At 65.4% G+C, this 25573-nt stretch carries 23 protein-coding genes; 4 read left to right on the forward strand and 19 right to left on the reverse strand.

The annotated features are described in order from the left end of the window. Nucleotides 1-84: 84 nt before the first annotated feature. From EP380_RS15480 to uxuA, 7 genes are all read right to left on the reverse strand, one after another. Nucleotides 85-1188, reverse strand: a complete 1104-nt coding sequence (locus EP380_RS15480; protein WP_106572009.1) for an ABC transporter ATP-binding protein — start codon at nt 1186-1188, stop codon at nt 85-87. Between the two features lie 29 nt (nt 1189-1217). Then, nucleotides 1218-2264: a carbohydrate ABC transporter permease gene (locus tag EP380_RS15485; protein ID WP_106572010.1), complete on the reverse strand. Its 1047-nt coding sequence runs from the start codon at nt 2262-2264 to the stop codon at nt 1218-1220. 3 nt (nt 2265-2267) lie between these two features. After that, nucleotides 2268-3191 carry a carbohydrate ABC transporter permease gene (locus EP380_RS15490; RefSeq protein ID WP_127599307.1) on the reverse strand — a complete coding sequence of 308 codons (924 nt, stop codon included), beginning with the start codon at nt 3189-3191 and terminating at the stop codon, nt 2268-2270. Nucleotides 3192-3391: 200 nt separating this feature from the next. Continuing rightward, a complete protein-coding gene (locus EP380_RS15495; protein WP_127599247.1) occupies nt 3392-4672 on the reverse strand; it encodes an ABC transporter substrate-binding protein in 1281 nt (426 codons plus the stop codon). A gap of 121 nt (nt 4673-4793) precedes the next feature. Continuing rightward, on the reverse strand, nt 4794-5486 hold the full coding sequence (locus EP380_RS15500; RefSeq protein ID WP_106572012.1) for a GntR family transcriptional regulator: 693 nt from the start codon (nt 5484-5486) through the stop codon (nt 4794-4796). Continuing rightward, complete coding sequence (locus EP380_RS15505) at nt 5474-6955, reverse strand: mannitol dehydrogenase family protein (RefSeq protein WP_127599248.1); 1482 nt, start codon at nt 6953-6955, stop codon at nt 5474-5476. The genes EP380_RS15500 and EP380_RS15505 overlap by 13 nt, the downstream gene beginning before the upstream one ends. Beyond that, nucleotides 6952-8163, reverse strand: coding sequence for a mannonate dehydratase (gene uxuA, locus EP380_RS15510; RefSeq protein WP_127599249.1), 1212 nt, complete (start codon nt 8161-8163; stop codon nt 6952-6954). Before uxuA ends, EP380_RS15505 begins: the two co-directional genes overlap by 4 nt. Before the next feature lie 161 nt (nt 8164-8324). Here uxuA and EP380_RS15515 point away from each other — a divergent pair, with 161 nt between their 5' ends. Beyond that, nucleotides 8325-9464: a DNA alkylation repair protein gene (locus EP380_RS15515; RefSeq protein ID WP_127599250.1), complete on the forward strand. Its 1140-nt coding sequence runs from the start codon at nt 8325-8327 to the stop codon at nt 9462-9464. Here EP380_RS15515 and xylA read toward each other — a convergent pair. The 4 genes from xylA to EP380_RS15535 form a co-directional block, all read right to left on the reverse strand. After that, on the reverse strand, nt 9448-10761 hold the full coding sequence (gene xylA, locus EP380_RS15520) for a xylose isomerase (protein WP_106572015.1): 1314 nt from the start codon (nt 10759-10761) through the stop codon (nt 9448-9450). The genes EP380_RS15515 and xylA overlap by 17 nt on opposite strands. Before the next feature lie 34 nt (nt 10762-10795). Continuing rightward, the gene (gene xylB, locus EP380_RS15525; RefSeq protein ID WP_127599251.1) at nt 10796-12247 is read right to left on the reverse strand and encodes a xylulokinase; all 1452 of its coding nucleotides are present in this window, start codon (nt 12245-12247) and stop codon (nt 10796-10798) included. 163 nt (nt 12248-12410) lie between these two features. Continuing rightward, entirely contained in the window at nt 12411-13742 is a 1332-nt protein-coding gene (locus EP380_RS15530; RefSeq protein ID WP_127599252.1) for a tetratricopeptide repeat protein, read from the reverse strand. A 4-nt stretch (nt 13743-13746) separates the two neighbouring features. Continuing rightward, nucleotides 13747-14370 (reverse strand): LysE family translocator, encoded by a 624-nt coding sequence (locus tag EP380_RS15535; RefSeq protein ID WP_106572018.1) that lies wholly within the window; start codon nt 14368-14370, stop codon nt 13747-13749. Nucleotides 14371-14799: 429 nt separating this feature from the next. Here EP380_RS15535 and EP380_RS15540 point away from each other — a divergent pair, with 429 nt between their 5' ends. Both EP380_RS15540 and EP380_RS15545 read left to right on the forward strand, forming a co-directional pair. Then, on the forward strand, nt 14800-15453 hold the full coding sequence (locus tag EP380_RS15540; protein ID WP_127599253.1) for a phosphoribosyltransferase: 654 nt from the start codon (nt 14800-14802) through the stop codon (nt 15451-15453). A gap of 81 nt (nt 15454-15534) precedes the next feature. Beyond that, nucleotides 15535-16470: a heme o synthase gene (locus EP380_RS15545; protein ID WP_127599254.1), complete on the forward strand. Its 936-nt coding sequence runs from the start codon at nt 15535-15537 to the stop codon at nt 16468-16470. An 82-nt stretch (nt 16471-16552) separates the two neighbouring features. Here EP380_RS15545 and EP380_RS15550 read toward each other — a convergent pair whose 3' ends face one another. Then, nucleotides 16553-16903 carry a c-type cytochrome gene (locus tag EP380_RS15550; protein ID WP_164749882.1) on the reverse strand — a complete coding sequence of 117 codons (351 nt, stop codon included), beginning with the start codon at nt 16901-16903 and terminating at the stop codon, nt 16553-16555. Nucleotides 16904-17385: 482 nt separating this feature from the next. Between EP380_RS15550 and EP380_RS15555 the strand changes: the two genes are divergently transcribed. After that, nucleotides 17386-18216: a DUF2189 domain-containing protein gene (locus EP380_RS15555; RefSeq protein WP_106572022.1), complete on the forward strand. Its 831-nt coding sequence runs from the start codon at nt 17386-17388 to the stop codon at nt 18214-18216. Between the two features lie 199 nt (nt 18217-18415). On the opposite strand, the gene EP380_RS15560 is transcribed toward EP380_RS15555, so the two are convergent. The 7 genes from EP380_RS15560 to EP380_RS15590 all read right to left on the reverse strand — a co-directional run bounded on the left by EP380_RS15560 (nt 18416) and on the right by EP380_RS15590 (nt 25537). After that, entirely contained in the window at nt 18416-18793 is a 378-nt protein-coding gene (locus tag EP380_RS15560) for a cytochrome C oxidase subunit IV family protein (RefSeq protein WP_106572023.1), read from the reverse strand. Between the two features lie 9 nt (nt 18794-18802). Further along, the gene (locus EP380_RS15565; RefSeq protein WP_127599255.1) at nt 18803-19513 is read right to left on the reverse strand and encodes a heme-copper oxidase subunit III family protein; all 711 of its coding nucleotides are present in this window, start codon (nt 19511-19513) and stop codon (nt 18803-18805) included. A gap of 10 nt (nt 19514-19523) precedes the next feature. Then, nucleotides 19524-20228, reverse strand: coding sequence for a cytochrome c oxidase subunit 3 (locus tag EP380_RS15570; RefSeq protein WP_127599256.1), 705 nt, complete (start codon nt 20226-20228; stop codon nt 19524-19526). Beyond that, nucleotides 20225-22003: a cytochrome c oxidase subunit I gene (locus EP380_RS15575; RefSeq protein ID WP_127599257.1), complete on the reverse strand. Its 1779-nt coding sequence runs from the start codon at nt 22001-22003 to the stop codon at nt 20225-20227. The genes EP380_RS15570 and EP380_RS15575 overlap by 4 nt, the downstream gene beginning before the upstream one ends. 74 nt (nt 22004-22077) lie before the next feature. Beyond that, on the reverse strand, nt 22078-22905 hold the full coding sequence (gene coxB / locus EP380_RS15580) for a cytochrome c oxidase subunit II (RefSeq protein ID WP_127599258.1): 828 nt from the start codon (nt 22903-22905) through the stop codon (nt 22078-22080). A 274-nt stretch (nt 22906-23179) separates the two neighbouring features. Next, entirely contained in the window at nt 23180-23782 is a 603-nt protein-coding gene (locus EP380_RS15585) for a 2'-5' RNA ligase family protein (RefSeq protein WP_164749875.1), read from the reverse strand. Nucleotides 23783-23932: 150 nt separating this feature from the next. Next, entirely contained in the window at nt 23933-25537 is a 1605-nt protein-coding gene (locus EP380_RS15590) for a PucR family transcriptional regulator (RefSeq protein WP_164749876.1), read from the reverse strand. Nucleotides 25538-25573 lie beyond the last annotated feature (36 nt).

The following is a 25573-nucleotide window of genomic DNA, read 5'->3' on the forward strand; positions in this document are numbered from 1 at the left end:
AGCGGCGACGGGGCTTGCCGGCCTATCCGCTTTGGCGGCGCGCCGGCATCGCCCCGCCTGCGCGATAGGGCGCAACGCTGCCCATCACACCGCTTCTCCGACCACCAGCCGCTTCATGCCGAGGCCGTCCGACTTGCGAAACAGATGGGTATAGTCCGGCCTGAACACGACATGGGTGGTCTCGCCGCGCCGGATCCCGGTCTGGCCGGCCAGATGCACGGTCAGCGGCGTCCCCGCCCCGGTTTCGCAGTAGAGATAGGACTCGCCGCCGAGCTGCTCGACCGACTGGACGGTCACCGCGTGACCGGCCGCGTCGCCGACGATCAAATGATCGGGCCGGATGCCGAGTTCGGCCGCGTCCCCCGGTTCCAGCCCGTCTGGCGCAACGGCGGCCCGGTAGTCGTTGCCGGCCGCATCCGACACCACCACACCGCCGGCCTCGGCCTCGCGCACGGTCACGTCGACAAAGTTCATCCGCGGCGAGCCGATAAAGCCGGCGACGAAGCTGTTGGCCGGCTGGTTGTAGAGCTCCAGCGGCGTGCCGGCCTGTTCGATGCGCCCGTCGCGCAAAACCACGATCTTGTCGGCCATCGTCATCGCCTCAACCTGGTCGTGGGTGACATAAATCATCGTGTTGCCGAGCCGGCGGTGCAGCCCGGCGATCTCGCCGCGCATGGTAACCCGCAATTCGGCGTCGAGATTCGACAGCGGCTCGTCGAACAGGAACACGCGCGGCTCGCGCACCACCGCCCGCCCGATCGCGACGCGTTGCCTTTGCCCGCCGGAAAGCTGTTTCGGCCGTCGGTCGAGATAAGGGCCGATCTGCAGCATGGTCGCCGCCGCCTCGACGCGACGGACGATCTCCGGCTTGGGCGTACGGATATTCTCCAGCCCGAAGGCCAGGTTCTGGCGCACCGTCATATGCGGGTAGAGCGCGTAGGTCTGAAACACCATCGCCAGCCCGCGTTCCGACGCCCGCTGCTCGTTGACGCGCACCCCGTCGATGCGCAGCTCGCCGCCGGAAATCTCCTCCAGTCCCGCAATCATGCGCAACAGCGTGGATTTCCCGCACCCCGACGGGCCGACAAACACACAGAACTCGCCATTGTCGATCGTCAGATCGACACCGTGAATGGCACGGACATCGCCATAATCCTTGATCAGCCCGTCAAGTTCGAGGACCGCCATCCTTCACCCCTCTTTCCCGAGCGCCATAATCATTTCACCCCGGTCTGGGCGATGCCGGTCGTGATGTATTTCTGCAAAAAGGCGAACACGATCGTGATCGGCAGCAGGGTCAGCACGGTCATCGCCAGGAGGTTCGACCAACTGGTCTGCAGGTCGCCCTGGAAGGAATTCAGCGCAAGCTGCAGCGTGAATTGCTCGGAGCGGGTCAACACGATCAGCGGCCACAGAAAATCGTTCCAGCGCCACATCACCGAAAAAATCACCAGCACGGCCAGCGCCGGCGCCGACAAGGGCAGCACGATGCGCCAATAGACCCGCCATTCCGACGCGTGGTCCATGCGCGCGGCATCCAAGAGATCGTCGGGAATGGTCAGCATATATTGCCGCAGCAGGAAAACCCCGGTCGGCGTTGCCACCGCTGGCCAGATCACCCCCCACGGCGAATTGACCATGCCCAGTTCCGAAACCACGAGATAGATCGGCACCAGATTGATCGTCGGCGGGATCATCAGCGTGGCAATGATCAGGATAAAGACGAAGGTCTGGCCCCGGAAGCGATATTTCGACAACGCGAACGCCGCCATCGAATTGAACAGGATGGTGATGACCGTCGCGATGACGGTTATGAAGACCGAGTTCCAGAAATAGAGCGCGAAATTGAACCGCTCGAACAGCGCGGAATAGTTTTCCACCGCGAGCGCGAATTCGCGTTCCGGCACGCGGTCGTTGATGTTGACCTGCAGCCGCTCGCCCGGATTTTGCGGGTCGACCATCTGGCTCATCAGCCCGATGCGGCGCACCTGCGCCAGAAGCCGGCCCTCGTGCTCGCCACCCGTCACCCGAAAAAGCTGCAACGGCTCCTCGTACCCTTCGACCTCGACATGGATCGGCGCCAGCGGCAACAGCGAGGGCGGGTATTCCTGCAGCGCGGATTCGGTCTTGAACGACGACAGCGCCATCCAGGCGACCGGCCCGAACATCAAGACGACGGCGAGCGCCAGGTAGCCAAAAGTCAGCCAGTCCGTGAGGTCGAGCCGGCCGCGGCCGCGGGTTCGCGTCAGGAAGGAGCGCAGCATCGCCTAGCCCTCCCCGCGGCCGCGCGCGGCGCGCAGTTGCAAAAGCGTCAGCACCATCAGCACCGCCGCCATCAAAAGCGAGGCCGCCGCCGCCAGGCCGTAGAGCTGCGGTCGGAAGGCGAAGCCGGTCTCGTAGATGAACTGCAAAAGCAATAGCGTCGCCGAGCCGGGACCGCCGCCGGTCAAAACGAAAATCTCGTCGAAGGCCTGCACGGCGCGGATCAGCGACAGCACCAGCACCACAACCATGGTCGGCATCAAAAGCGGCATGGTGATCTTCGAAAACACCCGCCATTTCGACGCGCCGTCCATTTCCGCTGCCTCGTAGACATCGGCCGGTATCGCCTGCAGCCCGGCAAGCAGGATCAGCGTGTAGAAACCCATATGCGCCCAGATCGACACGAACACGATCCAGAAAAAGGCCCAGTCGGCCTCGACCAGCCAGTTGACGATCGGCAGCCCCTGCGTCTCCAGCCCGGCATTGAGCACACCGTAGCGCTGCAGCACCCATTTCCATATCAGCGCCACCACGACCGGCGACAACAGCACCGGATAGAAGAACACGCTGCGGAAGAAACCGCGCAGCGGGATGTTGCGGTTCAGCACCAATGCCGTGACCAGCGAAAACAGGATCATGAACCCGACCTGCAGCACCACGAACCAGCTCGTATTGTGCACGGCGCGCCAGAAGATATCGCGCTGGCAGCTATTGGGATCGAGATAGTTTTCGCAGGCCAGCAGCGAGGAAAAGTTCTCCAGCCCGACATAGGGCCGCTCCGACAAGAGGATACGGTCGCTGCCGGAGGTGGCGTAGAAGAAGTTCAGGAAGATCGGCAGAAAGGTGAACAGGCCGAAAATCAGGAGATTGGGCAGCAGGAACACCCAGGCAATCTTCTGCGCACCGGTCATTTTCTGAACGGCCAGCATCGGTCGCTCGAACAGCTCGAAGGCTGCCCGGTAGAGGTAGGATATCGCCGTCGTCACGGGTGCGAACATCGCGTGTGCCTCATGACATGGGCCCTTGTCCTCACCGCCCGCCCCGCTTGTCGTGCGGAGAAGACGTCCCGTCGCCGGCCTCCCCCGGCAAACCGGGGAGAGGTTTCGGCGACAGGGTCGGGACGATCCCGTTACTGCGCCGCCGCGACGGCTTCCTCGACATCGGCGTCGATGCGGTCGAGCGCCTCGTCCAGCGACAGTTCACCGACGATCGCCTGGGTGATGCGGGTCACCGTGGCGTTCATGATCGCGCGGTTGTTCTTGTAGCCCTGGAACTGGAAGGCGACCGGCGAAAACCCGGCGAGCGCGTTGCCGAACGCGGTCAGGGCCGCCTTTTCGGCGTCGGTGGCGTTTTCGTAGTCGATGCCCTTGACCTGCAGCGCCTGGTTGGCGGGGATGTTCTTGGTCTTGGCCAGCACCTTGGCCTGCACGTCCTCGCGCGCGATGAAGTCGAGCAGCTTGCCCACTTCCTCCGGCGCTTTCGTGTGCTTGAAGGCGGCGATCGCCGCGCCGCCGGGAATGCCGGTGCAACCGCCGGGACCGCACGGCGCCGGCACCGCGACCCAGTCGAAGGCGTCGCCAATATCGCGCCCGAAGCGCCCGATCTGCCAGGAGCCCGACATATACATCACGAGCGAGCCGTTGGTGAATTCCTTGGCGGCATCCTGATAGGTCGCGCCGCCCGCGCCGGCCCACACCTCCTTGGCTATCGTGCCGTCCTCGTTCCAGGCCACGAACTGCTCCGAAAACGCGCGGAAGCCTTCATCAACCGTGATCGGATCGCCCTTGTCGTCGAACAGCTTCGCCCCATAGGAGATCGCCGGCCCGGCGTAGCGGTGGCCCGAGCGGTCGAGCGCCATCGGATAAGGCGTCTGGGTCGCCTCGGCCACCTTTTTGGCCGCCGCCGCCCACTCCTCATAGGTCGCGCCGGCGCCCGGCATGTCGACGCCGGCCTGTTCGAACAGCGTCTTGTTGACGAAGGGGCCGGTGGCGGTCTGCTGGTCCATGATGGCGTAGATGCCCTTGTCGTCCGGCCCGTTGACCCGGGTCCAGGCGAGCGTCTTGCCGTATTGCTCCTCCAGCTTGGCGGCGTCGGCGACATAGGGCGTCACGTCGAGCATATATGTGGCCAGTCCGCCGAGGTCGGTCACGCGGGCGAGATCGGGGCCCTCGCCCGAGGCGAGCTGCAGCGGCAGGCTCTCCACGATCGACTTGTAGGGCACGATGTCGACCGCGACGGTGGTGCCGGGATTCTCGGCCTCGAACGCTTTGAACTGTTCGGCCCAGGCGTCGCATTCCACGCCGTCCTGGTAACAGGCGAAGCGCAATTCGGCCGCCGAGGCCGACGAGGCCGACGAGGCCGCGACGATCGCGGCGAAGGCAATTCCGGAAAGCAGATGTCTCGATTTCATGATTTCCTCCCTGATCGGTGCACGCTGGTTTGGACGGTCGAGGTCGCATGTTGCGATGCATCAAGATTGTAGTCTTATATCTTATATAAGATACGATCTGAGCACCTTCCCCGTGCCGCTGTCAAGGCCCCGACGCGTTCAGGACCGTCTCGATATGGCCGACCATTTCGGCCTCCGCGCGATCGGCGTCCTGGGAGCGGATCGCCGCCAGTATACGCATATGATCGTCGAAGGCGCGCTGCGAGCGGCCGTGGATGGATGACATCAAGATGAAACGCTCACGATCGACATGCGCCTTGACCGTCTGGGCGAGTTGCCAGGCACCGGGCACTCCGGCCATGTCGGCCAGCAATTCGTGAAATGTTTCATCGACTTCGAAGAAGGAGGCATAGTCGTCGATGCGTGCCGCCGCTTCCTGGCGGGCCAGGATCGGGGCCAGCCGTTTTTCGTCGAGACCGGTCTGCGCCAGCCGGCGCGCAATCCGGCCTTCGATGGCCGCGCGGACGAAAAGCGCCTCCAAAAACCGGGCCCGGTCGCGCTCGGCCACGATCGAGCCGACCTGCGGCCGGGTCACCACCAGCCCTTCGCTGGCGAGCTGTTGCAGGGCGGCGCGCAAGGGTGTGCGCGAGACCAGGCAAAACGCGGCGATCTCGCTCTCATGGATCGGTGTTCCGGCGGGAAGCCGGCTGTCGACGATGCGCTGGCGCAGCGCCAGATAGAGCTGCCGGGCGATCGGCTGCGCGCGGTCGATGGTGATGCCGTCCAGCGCTTCGCCGAGTTCGAAGCCTTCCGGGACATGTTTCACACGCGGCATGGCATCGCCTCCCGCGTGATCGCCGCGGCGACCCCATCTTTGAGGATGCGCGCCAGCCTTGTCTCAACCGCGTCGCGAAAGGCGCGGGCCTGCGCCAGCCGCGCCGGCATGAGCCCGTCGAGCCCGAAAACGGCATTGGCGAGCGCGCCGGCGTCGTCCCCGTGTCCGTCGGTCGCCGCCGCCAGCGCCGCCGCGCGCGGATCGTGCAGCGTATAGGCCCGGCCATCCTCGGTGCGGCCGAGCACGAAGCGGATCCACATCGCCGTGGCGAACGCGTAGCTGTCGAGCGACCAGCCTGCCTCGAACGCCGCCAGCGCCGGCTCGAACACGCGCTGCGGCAGTTTCTGCGTGCCGTCGATCGCGATCTGCTCGGTGCGGTGCGCGATCGCGGGATTGGCGAAACGTTCCATCAGGCGCGCGGCATAGTCGGGCAGCGCGATCCCGGGAACCGGGTCCAGCGTGCGCGCGGCATCGCGCAAATGCCGTTCGACCAGCAAGCGCATCGCCTCGTGCGCCATCACGTCGCGCACATGCTCGTGTCCGGCGAGAAAACCGGCATAGGCGATCATCGAATGCGCGCCGTTGAGCATGCGCAGCTTCATCTTCTCGTAGGGCGCGACCGAGGCCACGAACAACGCCCCGCCGGCTTCCCAGTCGGGGCGGCCGGCGGCGAAATCGTCCTCGATCACCCATTGCGAGAACGCTTCGGTTTCCACTGCGGCCATGTCCACGCGCCCCGTCGCCCGCTCCGCTTCGGCCAGGGTTTCGTCGCTGGTGGCCGGCGTGATGCGGTCGACCATGGTCGAGGGAAACCGCGCCGTCTCGGCGATCCAGCAGGCCAGGTCGCGATCGACCTCCCGCGCGAAATCGAGCACCAGCCGCCGCACCAGTTCGCCATTGCCCGGCAAATTGTCGCAAGACAGCACCGTCAGGCCCGTCGCGCCGCGCGCCCGGCGCTGCGCGAACGCGGCAACCAGATGGCCGACGACGCTTCTCGGCCTGTCGGGTTCGGCAAGATCGGCGGCGATGTCGGGCCGGCTCCGGTCGAGCGCTCCGGTCGCGGGATCGAAGCCATAACCCTTTTCGGTGACGGTCAGGCTGACGATGCGGGTCGACGGCGCGGCCAGTGCGTCGAGCACGGCGGCGGGTTCGCGCGGCACCGCCAGCACCTTGGCGATCGACCCGACGACGCGCGCCGAAATTTTTTCGCCGCCGCGTACCTGCACGGTGTAGAGCCCCGCTTGCGGGTTGAGGGCCTCCGCGACATCGCACGACCGCAGGCTGACGCCGATGATCATCCAGTCGCCGCCCGAGCGGGCCAGCGCGTCGTCGGTATAGACCGCCTGGTGGGCGCGGTGAAAGGCGCCGACGCCGAGATGGACGATACCGGCGCCGCGTCCCCGGCGTTCGAAACCCGGCGTGCGGATCCCCGCCGGCAATCCGTCAAGCGTGGTCAGCCGCGCGCTCATATACGTTGCCGGTGACGACCGAGAACCGCCATCACGCCGCGCAGTTCCGCCAGCCCCTTGAGACGCCCGATTGCCGGATAGCCCGGCTGCGCGCCGCGCGTAAGGTCGTCGAGGATTTCCTGGCCGTGATCGGGCCGCATCGGAATCTCGGCGTCCGCCCGCCCCTCCTTGCGACGTCGGCTCTCCTCGGCGAGCAACGCTGCAACGACCGCCACCATGTCGGTCTGGCCGGCGAGATGTTCGTCCTCAAAGAACGAGCACGGCACCGTCTCGGCGTCGCGACGCACATTGCGCAGGTGGACGAAATGGATGCGGGGGCCGAGCCGGGCCGCCATCGCCGGCAGGTCGTTGTCGGGCCGTACCCCCAGCGATCCCGTGCAGAAAGTGACACCGTTGGCGGACAGGTCGACCGCATCGAGAACGGCGCGATAATCCTCTTCGGTCGACATCACCCGAGGCAGGCCGAGCAGGGCAAAAGGCGGGTCGTCGGGATGACAGCACAGCCGTAGCCCGAGCCGCTGCGCCAGCGGCACCACCTCCGACAGAAAATCGATCAGGTTCTGCCGCAGCCGCGCGGCGTCGATACCCGCGTAAAGCGCAAGTTGGCGCGACAGCCCTTCCAGCGACCAGTGCTCGGCGGCGCCGGGAAGCCCGGCGGTGATGTTGGCCGCCAGACGTTTCTTGCCCGCCTCGTCGAGCGCGTCGAACCGCTCCTTCGCCGTCTCCAAGATGGGCGCCTCATAGTCGGCGGAAGCGTGCCGGCGTTTCAGCACATGGATGTCGAAGGCGGCGAAATCGGCAAGGTCGAAGCGCATTGCCGTGCCGCCATGGCCGAGCGGCCAGGCGAGCTCGGTGCGGGTCCAGTCGAGCACCGGCATGAAATTGTAGCAGATCGTCTCGATACCGGCCCGGGCCAGGTTTTCCAGGCTGCGCTTGTAATGGACGAGATCGGCGCGCCAGTCTCCCGTCTGCGTCTTGATCGCCTCCGAAACCGGCAGGCTCTCGACCACCTCCCAGGCGAGGTGGGTCATGCTGCCGTCGGGGTGGAACGCCACCTCGCGCTGGCGCGCCTCGATCTCCTCGGCATGCCATATCGCTCCGGCGGGGACATGGTGCAGCGCCGTAACGACGCACGACGCCCCAGCCTGGCGCGCATCCGCCAGCGAAACCTTGTCCCTTGGACCAAACCAGCGCCACGCTTGACGCACGCGCCTGCCTCCCTGTTTTGTACACTAGTATCCCAGTTTATTGCCCAAGGATCAAGCGGCGATTCGGCCGGATCCGTACAGGCTGGATTTCTCCTGACAGATCCTTGTCAGGCATGCATGCTAGGAGGGGCGATCCCCACCCCAAGGACATGCCGACACCGATGACCGAACCCAGCCCGCCGCTGCTCAAGGATAGTCTCGACCGCGACCGCATGCATGGGATCGCGCGGCGCATGGCGGCGCTTTGTCCGGATTTCGCGACCGACCGCTTCATCGCCCATGTCACGGACGGGCTCGACCAGCGCGGCATCATGCAGCGCGTGCGGCGGATCGCGACCGGCCTGCACGCCGCCCTGCCCGGCGACTTCGAGAACAATGTCAGGCTTCTTCTGGCCTTCGCGCCCGAGGCCGGTCATCCCTTCGTCGCCATCGCCCTGTCGGATTATGTCGCACTCCACGGCGCGGACCGCTTCGAGCAATCGATGGCGGCGCTGAAGCAACTGACCCGCTACGGCTCGTCCGAATTCGCCATCCGGCCGTTCCTCGACCGCGATTTGCACCGCACCCTCGCGGTGATGGAAATATGGGCGCGTGATCCGGACGAGCATGTGCGCCGCCTCGCCAGCGAGGGCTGCCGGCCGCGCCTGCCCTGGTCGTTCCGGCTCAAGGCGCTGACGGCCGATCCGGCGCCCGTCGCCACGATCCTCGCCACGCTGAAAGCCGATCCGAGCCCTTACGTACGCAAATCCGTCGCCAACCATTTAAACGACATCGCCAAGGACCATCCTGGCTGGGTGCTGAACCTTCTCGCGGCATGGCCACGCGAGAATCCCCGCACCGCCTGGATCGTCAAGCACGGCCTGCGCACACTGATCAAGCAAGGTGACAAGCGCGCCCTGACCCTGATCGGCGCCGGCGCCGCGCCTGTAATCGCTGTCGAGCGCTTCGCCGTCATCCCGGCCGCGATCGTGCTTGGCGCGCCCGTCGCGATCGAAGCCCGGCTGGTATCGCGCGCCGACACCAGCCAGCGCCTCGTCGTCGACTACGCCATCCACTATGTCAAAAAGAATGGCGCGACATCGCGAAAGGTTTTCAAGTTCAGGGAAATCGAGCTTGAAGCGGGCCTCGGCGCCACGCTGACGACCACCCAAACGGTGCGCGACTTCACCACCCGCAAACACCATGCCGGCCGCCACCGCATCGAATTGCTGGTCAACGGCCGGACGCTCGCCGAAACGGCCTTCGATCTCGCGCTGGCGGCCGGTGCCGCCGCAACACCCGTGCTCACACGTAACGATTGACGACGTTTTCCAGATATTCCTGGCGTCCAGAGCAGGGGGCCGGTTCGATGCCCTCAGCCTCCACTCGCGCGGCGATCGCCTCCAGCGTGCGCTCGCCGGCAAACATCGCGCGGGCCTCGGCCTGGCTCCAGCCGGCATAACGCTCTTCCAGGGGCCCGGCGAGCGCCTCGTCCTCGATCATCGCCGCCGCTGCCATAAGCCCGCGCGCGCAGCAATCCATCCCGCCAATATGGGCATAAAGCAGGTCGGCCGGATCGAGCGACTGGCGCCGGAGCTTGGCGTCGAAATTGGTGCCGCCGCTGGTAAACCCGCCGCCGCGCAGGATCTGGTAATAGGCGAGCGCCATTTCCGGCACGTTGTTGGGGAATTGGTCGGTGTCCCAACCCGACTGGTAGTCGTTGCGGTTCATGTCGATCGAGCCGAAAATGCCGAGCACGTTGGCGAGCGCCAGCTCGTGTTCGAAGGAGTGGCCGGCCAGGATGGCGTGGCCCTGTTCGATATTGACCTTGACCTCGTTCTCCAGCCCGTAGCGTTTCAGGAACCCGTAGACGGTGGCGACATCGTAGTCGTATTGATGCTTGGTCGGCTCCTGCGGCTTCGGCTCGATCAGGATCGCACCCTTGAAACCGATCCGGTGCTTGTAGTCGACGACCATCGCCAGAAAACGCCCGAGCTGGTCGAGCTCGCGCCGCATGTCGGTGTTGAGCAGCGTCTCGTAGCCTTCGCGCCCGCCCCACAGCACATAGTTTTCCCCGCCGAGCTTGAAGGTCGCGTCGATGCAGGCCTTCACCGTCGCCGCCGCGTAGGCGAACACGTCCGGATCGGGATTGGTGGCCGCGCCGGCCATGTAGCGCCGGTTGGAAAACAGATTGGCCGTACCCCAGAGCAGCTTCACCCCGGTCTCGTTCATCTTGCCGGCCAGGTAGTCGGTGATTTCGTCGAGCCGCGCCACGCTTTCGCCAAGCGTGGCGCCTTCCGGCCGCAAATCGTGATCGTGGAAGCAGAAATAGGGCGCGCCGAGAATGGAGAACATCTCGAAGGCGACGTCGGCCTTGAGCCGCGCCTGCGCCATCGAATCTGCCGGGAACCAGGGCCGCTCGAAGGTTTCGCCGCCGAACGGGTCGTTGCCCGGCCAGACGAAATTATGCCAGTAGCAGACCGCGAAGCGCAGATGGTCCTCCAGCCGCTTGCCCATCACCACCCGGTCGGGATCGTAGAACCGATAGGCGAGCGGATTGGTGCTGTCCGGCCCCTCGTACCCGACCTTGCCGATATCGCCGAAAAACCCGGTGCTCATGTCGTTGCTCCTTTCGATTGGACGCTGGCGCGGTTCACATCGTCCCCCGGATCGCCGGATAAAGCGCCCGGAAGCGCGCATAGGCCTCGTCGAAGGCGCCGCGCAGCCGGCTTTCCGGCTCGACCGTCGCCGCGGTCGGCGGGGGCGCGCACACCGCATGGGGATCGGCCCCCTCGGCCGCGATCAGTCCCAGCCGCGCGGCGCCGAACGCAGCCCCGAAATCGCCCTCGGCGGGCAGGTCGACCGGCAGGCCGAGCGCGGTCGCGATCGCCTTCAGCCAATAGACCGAGCGCGATCCGCCGCCGATCGCCGTCACCCGGGACAGATGCGTACCGGCCGCCTCGAGAGCTTCGAGACTGTCGCGCAGCGCGAACGCCACGCCCTCCAGCACGGCCCGCGTCAGCGCCGGGCGGTCGCTCTCGTGGCCGAGGCCGGAAAAGACGCCGCGGATGACGGCATCGTTATGCGGCGTGCGCTCGCCCGACAGATAGGGCAGGAAGGACACGCTGCCCGGCGCCTGCAGCGCTTCGCCGAGTTCGCCCGTCAGATCGCTGGCCGTCCGGCCGGTAATACCGGCCAGCCAGTTGAGCGAATCCGTCGCCGATAGGATCACGCCCATCTGGTGCCAGGACGCGGGCAACGCGTGGCAGAATGTGTGGACCGCCCCTTCGGGGTTGGGCAGATACCGCGCATTGGCCGCGAACAGGACGCCCGACGTGCCCAGCGAGACGAAGGCCTGTCCCGCCCGTACCGCACCCATGCCGCAGGCCGAGGCAGCGTTGTCGCCCGCCCCGCCGGCAACGATCACGTCCGCGCCCATGCCCCATTCCGCCGCCAGTTCCGCGCGCAGCGTTCCGCTGCGTTCGGTGCCCTCGACCAGCGCCGGCATGTGGTCGACGCCAAGCCCGGTGGCCGCCAGTAACGTATCCGACCAGCGCCTGTTCCCGACGTCGAGCCACGCAGTGCCGGCCGCGTCCGACATCTCGGAACAATGCGTGCCGGTCAGCCACAGTCGCAAATAGTCCTTCGGCAACAACACCTTGCGCACGCGCTCGAACAGCGCCGGCTCGTTGTCACGCATCCAGGCGAGCTTCGGCGCGGTGAATCCGGGAAAGACGATGTTGCCGGTGATCTTGCGAAAGCGCGGATTGGCGTCGAGCAGCGCCGCCTGCCGGTGGCTGCGCGTGTCGTTCCAAAGAATCGCCGGCCGCAGCGGCCGATCGTCCGCGCCGAGCGCGGTTGCCCCGTGCATCTGGCCCGAAAGGCCGATGCCGCGCACGGCGGCAAGCGCGGCCGCATGGTCCGATTTGAGCCCGTCCAGCGCCGCTCGCGTCGCCGCGATCCACCAGTCCGGTTCCTGCTCCGACCAGCCGGGATGCAGCCGCGACACCTGAAGCGCGCCCGTCGCCGACGCAATGACGGCCTGGCTCTCATCGACCAGCAGCGCCTTAACCCCCGACGTGCCGAGGTCGAGCCCCAGATACATGTCTCCGTCCTCCCATCGACGCCGCGCCCCGGCGCACAAACGTCGTTTTCGCGCCCCAATCTGGTCAGACCAGTTTACGCCGCGCACAGTCATAGCAAATCTGCCGGCGATGAGAACCGGTCGAATGCCAATTCGCGCTATTTTTTTCGTGTCTCGGAAAAAATCAAGGGGCCATCGCCGGCAAAGCCTGGGCGCGGCGCAGCAGAAGATCGGAAAACGGGCTTTGCGGCCTGAGTGCGTGCCGTTCGGCCGCGAGCGCAAAAGCGAGCGGACGCTCGCCGGCGCGCAAGGCCGCCTCCATCAGCGTCAGGTCGAGCACGTCGCGCTGGGCATGGCTGCCGCCGAAGCGGTGTGCGATCGCCCGGATCGGTTTCAGGAGTTCGATCGCCGTGCGGTGGTCGCCGTCGGCGAAGGCCCGGATCGCCAGGCTGGCGGGATGGCCGACATCGCGCGTGAAGGCGGCGTTGTCGCCGCCGCTTTCGATCGCCGCGCGCTGCGCCTCGAGCAGGTTTGCGGCCAGGTCGCCGCGCCCGGCGCCGGCAAAGGCCATCATCGCGTGCACGTCGTTGAAGGCGTAATTGGCCGCGCCGGCGAACGGCGCCCACAATTCGGCCAACTGTTCCCAGCGTCCGCCGGTATCGACGCCGCGCAGGAAAAGCCGCCACAGGATCGCCGAGGCGTCGACCATGTTGAGCGCGACCGCGCTTTCGCCGCCGCGGATCGGTCCGTCATAAAGCGCCAGCACCTCGTCAGTTTCGCCGAGATCGAAATGAAACAGCGCCAGATGCCACCAATTGTGGACCTGGAAAAAGCTCTCCGCCGTCCAGTTGTCGGGATTGGCCCGCATCCAGGCGATTCCGTCGGCCTGGCGGCTTTGCATCTCCATGACATGCGCCACCGCATGCTGGCCCCAGCCGTCGCGCGGTTCCAGTTCCACCGCTTGGCGCCCGCTCGCTTCCGCGCGCGCATAATCGCCGGTTTCCTCAAGCCCAAACGCATGCGCGCTCAACAGGGCGTGATAGCCGGGCATCGCCGCATCCCAGGCCGGCAGGGCGCGGGCGATGCGGTCGCGCAGCATGCGCGCGTTTCCGGTGAAGAAGTCGATCTGATGACCGGCCTGGAGCGCCAGCGCGTCGCGCGGCATTTCGATGGTCAGATCTTCCAGCAAGAGTCCCGCCCGGTGCCACTGGCCTTGCGCCAGGGCGCCCAGCGCTGCGACGTGACCGGCCTCGCGTGCCGTCATCGGCAGGGCGCGGGCCGCCTCGAAACAGCGCCGCGCGACCTTGGTGGCTTCCGGCTCGGTGGCCAGCCCGTAGAGCCAGCCCTTCAGCACATGCGCCATGACGAAAGCCGGGCTGGCGGCCAAGGCACGTTCGACCGCGTCGACCGGATCGCCGGCGAAGCGCTGCAGTGCCGCAAGTCCGGTCTCGTAATCCTCGGCACTGTCGGCACTCGCACCCGATAGCGCGAAGCCGAGCCGGTCGTGCACCGTCATCGCCCTACTGGCCCGAGCGTGTCACCGCCGTGGCGATGCCGGCGCCGACGAGCAGCGTACCGCCGGTGCGATTGAAGATCGACACGATGCGCGGGTTTCTGACCGCGGCACGCGCCCGCGAGGCAGCCAGCGCATAACCAAGCGCATTGGCGAAGGCCAGCGCCAGGAAAGTCGCCTCGAAAATCGCCATTTGCAGCCAGAAATCGCCCTGCCGGTCGAGAAACTGCGGCAGGAAAGCGACAAAAAATGTAATACTCTTGGGATTGAGCGCCGTCACCAGCCAGGCATGGCCAAGCATCTTGCCCGCCGCCGCCGCATCCTTGCGCGGCTGCGCATCGAGATTGGCACCGGCGCGAAACAGCTTGACGCCGAGATAGATCAGATAGGCCGCGCCGGCCCATTTCACGATCGTGAAGATTGTGGCCGACGTCATCAGCAGCGCGCCGATGCCCAGCATCGACAGCGTCATCGCCGTGAAATCGCCGAGCGCCACGCCGAACGCCATCGGCAGCGCCGCACGCCACCCCTGGCCGAGTGCATAGGACACCACCAGCAGGATGGTCGGCCCGGGAATGATAAGCAGAACCGCCGAAGCGGCCGCAAAGGCAAGCCATGTTTCGAAGACCACTGTTTGCTCCTGTGCTGACGACAGCAATTCACGGCGCGGCGCGACTGTAAAGGGCCGTGCGCCGCTTTGAGGCGACCGGCTACCGGACCAGCCCTAGCACGGGGGACCGCGCCTGCGAATGTCCCAACACGTCGCCGCCTCTGGACCACCCGATTTTGGCGCCCGGCACTTGTTGGTCGATCGGATCCCAAGCATATTAGAAGTCGCTCATCGGGTCTTTACCTCCCGTTTTGACCCCGTGGGTGTTCTCCTCTGGAGGTCTTGCCCGGAAAGGCACTTCCAAGCTTCGGGCCGGATCGCGAGATCCGGCCATTTTTTCAGCAACGCCTTTCATCCCGCGCCGCTTTCGGTCGCCAGGCCGTCCCCGACGGGGCTTGGCAGCGCGCCTCATTTCGCTCACCCTAGGCGCGATCACGGGAGGGAACGACGATGTTCCGGGATCGGCGCGAGGCGGGCCGTGTGCTCGCCGCCGAAATCGCGATGACAGCGCCGGATCGGCCGGTGGTGCTGGCCCTGCCGCGCGGCGGCCTCCCCGTCGCGGCGGAAATCGCCCGCGCCCTGAAAGCCCCGCTCGACATTCTCGTCGTCCGCAAGGTCGGCGCTCCCGACAATCCGGAGCTGGCGCTCGCCGCGCTGGTCGACGGCGATCCGCCCGACCTCGTGGCCAATGACGAGATTGTCGCGGCCTACGGGCTCGACCCGGCCGGCCTCGAGGCGCTTGCCCGGCACGAACGGCCGGAACTTGAGCGCCGGCGGCAAACCTATCGCGGCACCCGCAAGCCGGTCGACGTCGCCGGCCGCACGGTGATCCTCGTCGACGACGGCGTGGCCACCGGCACCACGGTAAAGGCTGCGCTCCGCGCCCTGGCCCGCCGCCGCCCGGCGCGTGTGATCCTCGCCGTTCCGGTCGCCCCACCGGAGGTGATCGCGGCATTGACGCGCGAGGCGGATCTGGTGGTGTGCCCGCGCCAGCCCGACCGCTTCCGGGCCTTGAGCCTGCATTATCGCGATTTCCCGCAGCTTACGGACCGCGAAGTGCTGGAGATTCTGGCCGAGGCCGGACCGGCCGATACCGCCCACTAGCGGGGCGCGCGAGGCCGGCTGCGCGTTGCAATTGCAACCGGAGCTGGCTACGCTGACCCGCGTCCATGAAAGGCATCGCGCATGCCGGTGACCCACGAACCCCTTGGCGGTCAACGCCTGCTGTTCGGGCGGACGACGCTGATAGACCTTTTGGCGCTGGTCAAGCCGCGCGTCATGGTACTTGCCGTTTTTACCGCTCTTGTCGGGCTTGTCGTGGCGCCGGGGGCGCTGCCTCCCATCCAGGCGCTGGTGGCGATTGGCGCCATCGCGATCGGCGCCGGCGGCGCGGGAGCGCTCAACATGTGGTACGACGCCGACATCGACGCGGCCATGGCGCGCACGCGTCAGCGTCCCCTACCGCGCGGACGGGTCACGCCAACGGCCGCGCTGATCTTCGGCCTGACCCTGTCGGTCTGTGGAACCGTGCTTCTGGTTGCGGCCGCCAACGGGCTCGCAGCAATGCTGCTTGCCTTCACCATCTTTTTCTACGCCGTCGTCTACACAATCTGGCTCAAGCGCCGAACGCCGCAGAACATTGTCATCGGCGGCGCCGCCGGCGCCCTGCCGCCGGTGATCGGCTGGGCCGCTTCCGCCGGCTCGCTGGGAGCGGAAGCGGCGGTGCTGTTCCTGATCGTCTTCCTGTGGACACCGCCGCACTTCTGGGCGCTGGCGCTGCTGCGCGAGCACGACTATAAGCGGGCCAGCATCCCGATGATGCCCAACGTGGCCGGATCGGCATCCACCCGCCGGCAAATATTTGCCTATGCGCTCGCAACCGCGTTCACCGGCGTTCTGCCCTGGCCGCTGGGTTTCGCCGGACCCGTGTTCGGGCTGGGCGCGGTCGCACTCGGCGCCGGCCTCATCGGCAAGGCGTGGTTGACACTCAAGCCGCCGCGCACATCGGGCCCGGCGCGCGCCGAACGCCGGCTGTTCGCCTACTCGATTATCTATCTTTTCGCGCTATTTGCGCTGCTTTTGACCGACACGGTCGCCACGCGCGCGCTGATTGCCGGTTGAGACCGGCGGCGTGCGGGCATCGTCCACAAAACCCGGCCAGGCGGTTGCGCCCGGCCGGGACAGGATCGGCCCTATCTATCCGTCAGGGTTTCGGGTCGGCCTCCAGATAGGCGATCACATTGGCGATGTCCTCGTCCTTCTTCAGGCCGGGAAACGCCATCTTGCCCTTGGGAAGCACAGCCTTCGGATCGCGCAGATAGGCGGTGAGGTTCTCCTCGTCCCAGACCAGGCCGTCGGCGCCGGCTTCCTTGATGTTGGCCGAATAGCGCGGCTGGAAATCCTCCAGCGAACCGGCGGTCCGGCCGACGACCCCCACGAGATGCGGCCCGACCTTGTTCTTCTCGTTCTCCGCGTCGTGGCAGGCCCTGCATTTGTTGAACACTTTCTTTCCGGCCGCAGCGTCGGCGGCGAACGCGGCCGGCGACATCGTCATGGCAAGGCCGAGACACGTCCCGGTGAGCAGAATCTTCAAGGTCATGGCGGGCAGTCCTCCAGATTTGGTTATCGTTTCGGCCGGAACCAGCACCGCACCGGCGCTCGACAGCGTCCGGCACCAAGGCCACCGACCGGGTCTGCACGATGGCGCGAACACGCCACACGACGCACGACGAGGCGGGTCACAGTCCCCCCATAGCAAACCCGATCAGGAGGAGGATTGCCAGACCGATCCCGATCAACAGCAATTGACTGCGATCCATCGCCGACCTCCCGAGCCGCCGTTGCGTTCTGCAAGGTTAGCCAAGATCGACGGAGCACGCCAGCGCAGCCATGCGCCCGACCGCACAAAAATCAGCGACAAAATGCCTGCATCGGGGTATGGTGACTAAGGCAGGTCGCGGATTTCGCGTGACCGGACCCGCCAGAAGGCGGCACAGCGAACCGCACCCCCCAGGACACGATCCAGGAGGAGTGGTCATGGCGAGCTTTCACGTCTTTGCAGGATCCCAGAAAACGATCGCGCATCCCAAGGTGCGGCATATGAGCGTGGGGGACGTGTTCGACGCCTTGCGTCTCGGGTTCGAGGATTTTTGGGAAAAGCCCTCGCATTATGTTTTTCTGTGCCTGATCTACCCCGTCACCGGCATCGTCCTGCTGACCTGGGCATCGGGCGGCAACGCGCTGCAATTGCTGTTTCCGCTGATGTCCGGCTTCGCGCTTTTGGGGCCCTTCGCCGCGATCGGACTTTACGAAATCAGCCGGCGCCGCGAGCTTGAGCTCGACACGTCGTGGTCGCATGCGCTGGAAGTACGCAAATCGCCCGCCATACCGGCCATCGTCGCCGTCGGCGCGTTGCTCGTGGTCCTGTTCCTGGCCTGGCTCTATACCGCCCAGGCACTTTATGTGTGGCTGTTCGGCACGGCCGAACCGGGCTCCCTTTCAGCATTTTTGGCCGGTCTGTTCGGCACCCAGCAGGGCTGGACGCTGATCATCGTCGGCAACCTCGTCGGATTGCTGTTCGCCCTGGTGGTGCTGAGCACCACGGTGGTCGCCTTCCCGCTCCTGCTCGACCGCGACGTCGGGGCCTATGTGGCAATCGAAACCTCCGCGCGCGCGGTACTGGCCAACCCGGTTCCGATGATGCTGTGGGGGCTCATCGTATCGATCGGACTGCTCGCCGGCTCACTACCGTTTCTTGCCGGCCTGGCGGTCACCATTCCCGTGCTCGGCCACGCCACCTGGCACATCTACCGCAAGGCGATCGTGCCGGCCGGCACGCGCCGAGCCGCGGCGTCGGCGACGCAGTAGCGCGAGGTTCGAAGCCCTGCCTCGCCGGGCCGTCCCCCGCGCGCCGGCGCCCACCCCTGGCTTCGCCACGACAGGACCGGCAGGGCCGCAGCGCTGCCGGTCGCGGCACGCCTACCGGGCTCTTGCGCCCGCCCTCTTTCTGAGCCCCCCGCGGCAGCGGAGGGCTTCCAAAGGTCCGGTTTCCGCACTCTGCGGCGCGTTAACCGCCGCCGAAGAAAGTCATTCTGGTGAAGACGGTGTGGTCGGATTCGATCACCATGATCGCCACGAACACCAGCACAGCGATCGGCGGCAGGATGATCGCCCAGGACAGCGCCGCCCGTTCCCACATCATATGCATGAACACGGCCATGATCAGCCCCGCCTTCAAAACCATGAAGATCAGGATCAGGCTCCAGCGCAACAGGCCTTCGAGGTGGATATAGTCGACCATGTAGGAACAGGCGCTCAACACGAACAGCCAGCCCCAGACGATCAGATAAAGACGGATGGGATGCTGCTGGCCTTCGCCGTGGCCGGCGGCGGCGGCCGCCTCGCCCGGTTGCGATTGATGCGTATGCGCGGATGACGAAGACATGAGCGTGCCTCACCACAGATAGAAAAACGCGAAAATGAAGACCCAGACCAGATCGACGAAGTGCCAGTAAAGGCCCATGATCTCGACGTGCTCGTAATCGCCGCGCCGACTGGTGAAGAAGCCGCGCTGGCCGCGATCGTAATCGCCGCGCCACACCTTTCTGGCGACGATCAACAGGAAGATGACGCCGATCGTGACATGGGTGCCGTGAAAGCCGGTGATCATGAAAAACGACGAACCGAACTGCGCCGCCCCCCACGGATTGCCCCACGGCCGCACGCCTTCCTGGATCAGCTTGGTCCACTCGAAGGCCTGCATGCCGACGAAGGTCGCGCCCATCAGCGCGGTAAAAAGCATCAAGATCACGGTCATGCGCCGATTGCGCCGATAGGCGAAATTGACGGCCATCGCCATCGTGCCGCTCGACGAGATCAGCACAAAGGTCATGATCGCGATCAGGATCAGCGGGATATCGGCGCCGAACATGTGCAGCGCGAACACCTCGCTCGAGTTCGGCCAGGACACCGTCGTCGACATGCGCGCCGTCATGTAGGACAGCAGGAAGCAGCCGAAGACGAACGTGTCGGACAACAGGAATATCCACATCATCGCCTTGCCCCAGCTCACGCTCTTGAAGGCGCGCTGGTCGGAGGCCCAGTCCGCGGCGATTCCCTTGAGACCGTCGGGCCGGTCGGGTGCGGTTTGCGCGATATCGGCCATTGTCCACCCCTCAGATCAGGAACTGACGGCACACGGCGATGAAATCGTTCGCCCATCCGGCAAGCAGCACGAACACGCCGAGCCAGACCAAAAGCAGGAAGTGCCAGTACATGGCGCACAGTTCGATGCCCAGGCGGGTGTTTTCGTCGTTGCGGCCGCCCATGCCGCGCGCGCCGACGCGCACGAGGCCGACAATGCCGCCGACGATGTGCAGACCGTGCATGCCGGTGATCAGGTAGAAGAAGCTGCTCGCGGGATTGCCGTCGAGCAGGTAGCCGTCCGCCGTCAGGTCGCGCCAGGCCATCCACTGGCCGGCGAGAAACGCGAGCGTGGTCAGACCGGCGGTGACCAGCGCCAGCCGCACCGTGTCGTCGTGGCCCTTGCGCGAAGCGATCACTGCGATCTGCAGCGCCACGCTCGCCAAAACCAGGATCGCGGTGTTGAGCCACAGGATCGAGGGCAGAGGCGTGGCCTGCCAGTCGGCATAGTCCATGCGCATGAAATAGGCGCTGGCAAACAGCGCAAACAGCGCGCCGACCACGGCTAGGAAGATGCCGAGCGCGATCTTCGCCGTCGGCATCCCGGTCACGTCGGTGTCGGGAAACGCCGCCGGCACGCCCTGCTCCAGCCAGGGTTTCGACATCAGCCGCTGGTGCGACAGCCACCAGCCGGCCACCCCGAGAACCACGAGCAGGAAGACTAGGATGACGCTCATGCCGGCCCCGCCACGTGCCCGGTCTGCGGCCCGGGATCGTTCTGGGCGATGAAATCCTCCGGCGCGCCGGGCACGGAATAGTCATAGGCCCAGCGATAGACCACCGGCAGCGTGTCGCCCCAATTGCCGTGCGGCGGCGGCGTGGTCGGCGTCTGCCATTCCAGCGACGTCGCCCGCCACGGATTGCCGCCGGCGTCGCGGCCGAATTTCAGGCTCCAGAACAGGTTGAACAGGAAGACGAGTTGGGCAAAGCCGACGACCAGCGCGGCGACGGTGATGAAGGCATTCAGCGTGTGCACGGAGTCGGGAATGAAGCTCGTGCCGCCGATATCGGGATAGCGCCGCGGCACGCCGACCAGCCCGACATAATGCATCGGAAAGAAGATCGCGTAGGCGCCCAGAAACGTGACCCAGAAATGGAACTGGCCCATCGCCTCGTTGAGCATCCGGCCGGTGATTTTCGGATACCAGTGATAGATCGCGCCGAAAATCACCAGGATCGGCGCCACGCCCATCACCATGTGGAAATGCGCGACCACGAACATCGTGTCGGACAGGGGCACGTCGACGACCACGTTGCCGAGGAACAGGCCGGTCAGCCCACCATTGACGAAGGTGACGATGAACGCGAGCGCGAACAGCATGGGAAGGGTGAGATGGATGTCGCCGCGCCACAAGGTCAGCACCCAATTATAGACCTTGAGCGCAGTCGGAACGGCGATGATCAGCGTGGTGGTGGCAAAGAAGAAACCGAACCAGGGATGCATGCCCGACACGTACATGTGGTGCGCCCACACGACGAAGGACAGGGCGCCGATAATGACGATCGCCCACACCATCATCCGGTAGCCGAAAATATTCTTCCGTGCATGGGTGCTGATCAGGTCGGAGACGATGCCGAAGGCCGGCAGCGCGACGATATAGACTTCCGGATGGCCGAAGAACCAGAACAGGTGCTGGAACAGGATCGGGCTGCCGCCGCCATACTCGAGCTGCTGGCCGAGCTCGACCAGCGCCGGCATGAAGAAGCTGGTGCCCAGGAGCCGGTCGAACAGCATCATCACGCAGGCCACGAACAGCGCCGGAAAGGCCAGCAGCGCCATCACGGTGGCGGTGAAGATGCCCCACACCGTCAGCGGCATGCGCATCAGCGTCATGCCGCGCGCACGGCCCTGCAGCACGGTCACGACATAGTTGAGCCCGCCCATGGTGAAGCCGATGATGAACAGGATCAGCGAGACCAGCATCAAGACGATGCCCCAGGCCTGGCCGCCCGGCGTGCCCGACAGGATCGCCTGCGGCGGGTAGAGCGTCCAGCCGGCGCCGGTCGGCCCGCCCGGCGCGAAGAAACTCGCGATCAGGACCAGCACTGCCAGCAGGTAAATCCAGTAAGACAGCATGTTGGCGTAGGGAAACACCATGTCGCGCGCGCCGACCATCAGCGGGATCAGGTAATTGCCGAACCCGCCGAGAAACAGCGCCGTCAAAAGATAGATCACCATGATCATGCCGTGCATGGTGATGAACTGGTAATAGGCTTCCGGGGTGATGAAATCGAACGTGCCGGGAAAGCCGAGCTGCAGGCGCATCAGCCACGACAAGACCAGCGCGACCATGCCGATCGCGATCGCGGTGCCGGAATACTGAATGGCGATGACCTTGGCGTCCTGCGAGAATACATAGGTCGTCCACCAGCTTTTCGGATGGTAGAGTTCGACATCGGCGACTTCCGCGGCCGGGACGGCATTGTTGGCATGCGGCGTGACCTCGACCATTCATCCACCTCCCGTCGGTGCGGCGCCCGCTTCCGGCGGGATCGCCGCGCGCTGCTATGCGGTCGCCTCCCCGCTCATCGCCGTGCATCTCCGGCGACGCTGACCTGTTCTGGCGCCGTCAGCTGCGCGAAAGTCGACTGCTCCTGCAGCCAGACCTGGTAATCTTCCTGCGTGTCGATGATGACGGTGCCGCGCATATAGCCGTGCCCGGTGCCGCACAGCTCCGCGCACAGCACGTCGAACGTTCCCGTGCGGGTCGGCGTGAACCAGAAATAGGTGACCGTGCCCGGCACCATGTCCATCTTGGCGCGGAATTCCGGCACGTAGAAATCGTGCAGCACGTCGATCGAGCGCAAGAGCATCTTGACCGGCTTGCCGATCGGCAGGTGCAGATCGCCGGCCTCGACCACGACATCGTCCTGGCCGTTCGGGTCGTCGGGATTGACGCCCAGCGGATTGTCGAAGGAGACGAGGCGGCTGTTCGACGTGCCGAGCTTGCCGTCGGCACCTGGCAGGCGGAAACTCCACTGCCATTGCTGGCCGACGACCTCGACCTCGGCAGCGTCGTCGGGCACGGTGACGAACTGGTACCAGACGAACAGGCCGGGCGCGAGCATCACCGCCACGCCCAGGGCCGTGGCGACCGTCAGCCAGGTCTCCAGCTTCCTGCTTTCGGGCTCGTAGTCCGCCTTGCGTCCTTCCTTGTGGCGGAACCGGAACACGCAATAGGCCATGAACAGCACCACGGCCGCAAAGACCACGCCGGTGATCCAGAACGTGATGACGAGCGTGGTGTCGATATACCCCCAATTCGAGGCAATCGGGGTCCACCACCACGGGCTCAGAATGTGAAACAGGACCGAGCCGGCGACAATAAGAACGAGTACCAGCGCAACCGCCATTCTCCGTTCCTCCCGGCATCCCGTCGGCGTTGACGCGCCGAAACCGGATGTCGCCTCACCATAACCTGATGTTCCGAGGCGACGCCACACCATCGCCGGTCGCGCGCACGTAACCGGTCCCGCGCGGCACCGCTTCCCGGCGGAACGGACACGATGACGTTACGTCAAGTGATTGATTGGCAATGACGAACTCATCGGCATCGCGGCGCGGCAATTGGACCTGCGTCAAAATGTCATCCCTGTGGAGAATCACCGGGTCCGGGCCGCAACCGTGTCAACCGCACAGGTTCCAACGCGCCAGCACCGTATATTGCGTAAGCCATAGCTTACTGTGAACGAGCGCGAAGCCGCGCACCCAAAACCGGACCGGCGCGATCGCGCGCCTGGCGACCGCTGCATCGCCATAGGACAGCGTCATATGCGGAACGAATTGGCGCCCCGCCCGCAAGCCGTTTGCCCGCATGGCATCCCCGAGCCGCTCATAAAGCGCAAACAGCGGAGGATCGTCGCCAAGCAGAACGAGCGGCCGACGACGTGGAGCCTCGAAGGTGGCGGCGAAACGCAGGCTCACCTCGAACGGCGGCATCGCGACGGCGTTTCCCGCCTGGCGCGCGGCATAGACGAATTTCTCGCGCAAGCGCCCATAATCGCCGACATGATGCAGGGAAATGTGCAGACGCTGCGCGCCGAGCCGGTCTTGCCGCAGCCGGTTTTCGGCGACGAGTCGATCCGCCAGGCGCCAAGCCTGTGCAGCCGACTGCGGATCCGGAAAGATCGCGAAAAACAGCCGCTCCGGCCGTTTCGGCCTGACGGGAAAATCCCGAACGAAATCGAATACGCCCTGAATGGGAAGGGTTTGTTCGGGAACGTACGGCACGGGCCTTGCCTCCACACCCGCCCGCTTCCGCTTTCAAGCCGCACGCGCCGGCTCGCCCCATTCGATCGTTGCGCAAGCCTGAAACAAAACAAGAACATTTACAAGAGCACCCGGCGACGCCGACCGACACGCGGCCACCCCGCAGCCTGCTCAGGAGACCAGAGGCAGCAATTTCAGCGCCAGGTGATAGTGCAGCCGCATTTTCGGTTGCAGGGCCTTTTCACCGGTCAGCTCGTTGATCTGCGAGATCCGATAGCGCACCGTGTTGTGGTGGATGTTGAGCAGCCGCGCCGTCTCGCGGTAATTGCCGTTGCAATCCAGGAAGACCCGGAACGTTTCGATCAGGTCGATCCGGTGCGTCTCGTCGTGATCGATCAGCATGCCCAGCCACTCATGGACGAAGCGATGCACGTCCGGTTGCATCGCGCTTTTGGAAAACAGCCGATAAAACCCGGTCTCGTCGTAAAGATGCACCGCGCCGGCCTTGCTGGTGTTTCGGCCGTGCTCGAGCGCCTGTTCGGCCTGCTCGTAGGCGCGGTAGAAATGCTCCACCGCGGTGACCTGGCTGACACCCGCCGACCAGACCACTTCCTGCGCGCCGATCTTCAACAGTCTGGTGTCGATCTGTTCCTTGAAGACGTCTGGCTGGCACAGCCGCTCGTCGTCCTCGGGAACCAGTATGACGACGCGATCGTTGCGGATGACACCGGTGATGGTCTCGCTGTGCTTGGAGAAATGCACCCGCAAGGCGTTGGAAAGCGCGCGAAAGCGGTCGGTCCCGATATCGTGGAAGGCGACCACCACGCCGATGTAACGCGCGTGCAAGTGCTTGCCCATGGCGCTGTAGCGCGCCGCTAGCGCCGCCCGGGTCTGGCTGCCCGTGCCGCGGTCGATCAACGACAGGACGAATTCGTTCTGCCGTTCGAAGATGACGCTCTGGTCGGCCCGGATCTGACGAATTTTAAGCGATATCAGAACTTTCGCGTAGCTCAGATGGTCCAGCTCCTTATCGCTCAGCCTGCGGTTGCGTTCCACGACGACCAGCGTGCCGGTCATGCCGTTCGCCTGTTCGTAAGGCGTAAAGACGATGCTCGTGCGACGCCCCGTGCGGCGAGTGAGCGCGTTCTTGGCGTCGATCGTCTCGCTCGCCCAGCCCTCCTCCTCCAGAAGCGCCAGCGCGTCCTGCATATCCGGCTCGGGATTGGTCGGCGCGCTCAGCGCCAGGCCGTCCATCGGACTGATCACCATCACCGGGTTGGCCAGCAGCGCGTTGAGGTCGCCGAGCAGATCCTGCAGGGCCGAATCCGCCAGCATCGTCTGGCTGAAGCGGCCACCGAGCAGTTCGGGCTGCGCGACCTTGCCGGCCTTGGCTTCGAAGAACTTCGACATCACCGGCGTGATGATCTCCACCCAGGCAACGTCTTCGGGAACCACGATGATGGGAAAATCGAGCGCGTCGGCGCTGTCGATCATCTTTTGCGGCACGCGCTTCATGTAGCGGTTCAGCTTGAGGCCGAGCCCCGACGCGCCATGCTCGACCAGCTCGTGGACGAACCGGTCGAGCCGGTGGCGCAATTGAAGCAGCGGATAGGTCGAGGTCAGGGCCAGTTCCTGTCCGCGCAGCCACCGCACGGCGTCGGGCGCGTCAAGCACCGTCGCGGTTTCGACGACGCGGTCGAGCCCTTTCCGGCCGGCCAGCAACGATCCGTTCTGCATTGCGGGCAACGTGAGAATTTGCCCGACGGTCAACGCCATGACCTGCGCTCCCTTTCCTTGCCCCCGTATCGATGC

The sequence above is a fragment of the Nitratireductor alexandrii genome (assembly GCF_004000215.1).
Classification (GTDB): domain Bacteria; phylum Pseudomonadota; class Alphaproteobacteria; order Rhizobiales; family Rhizobiaceae; genus Mangrovimarina; species Mangrovimarina alexandrii.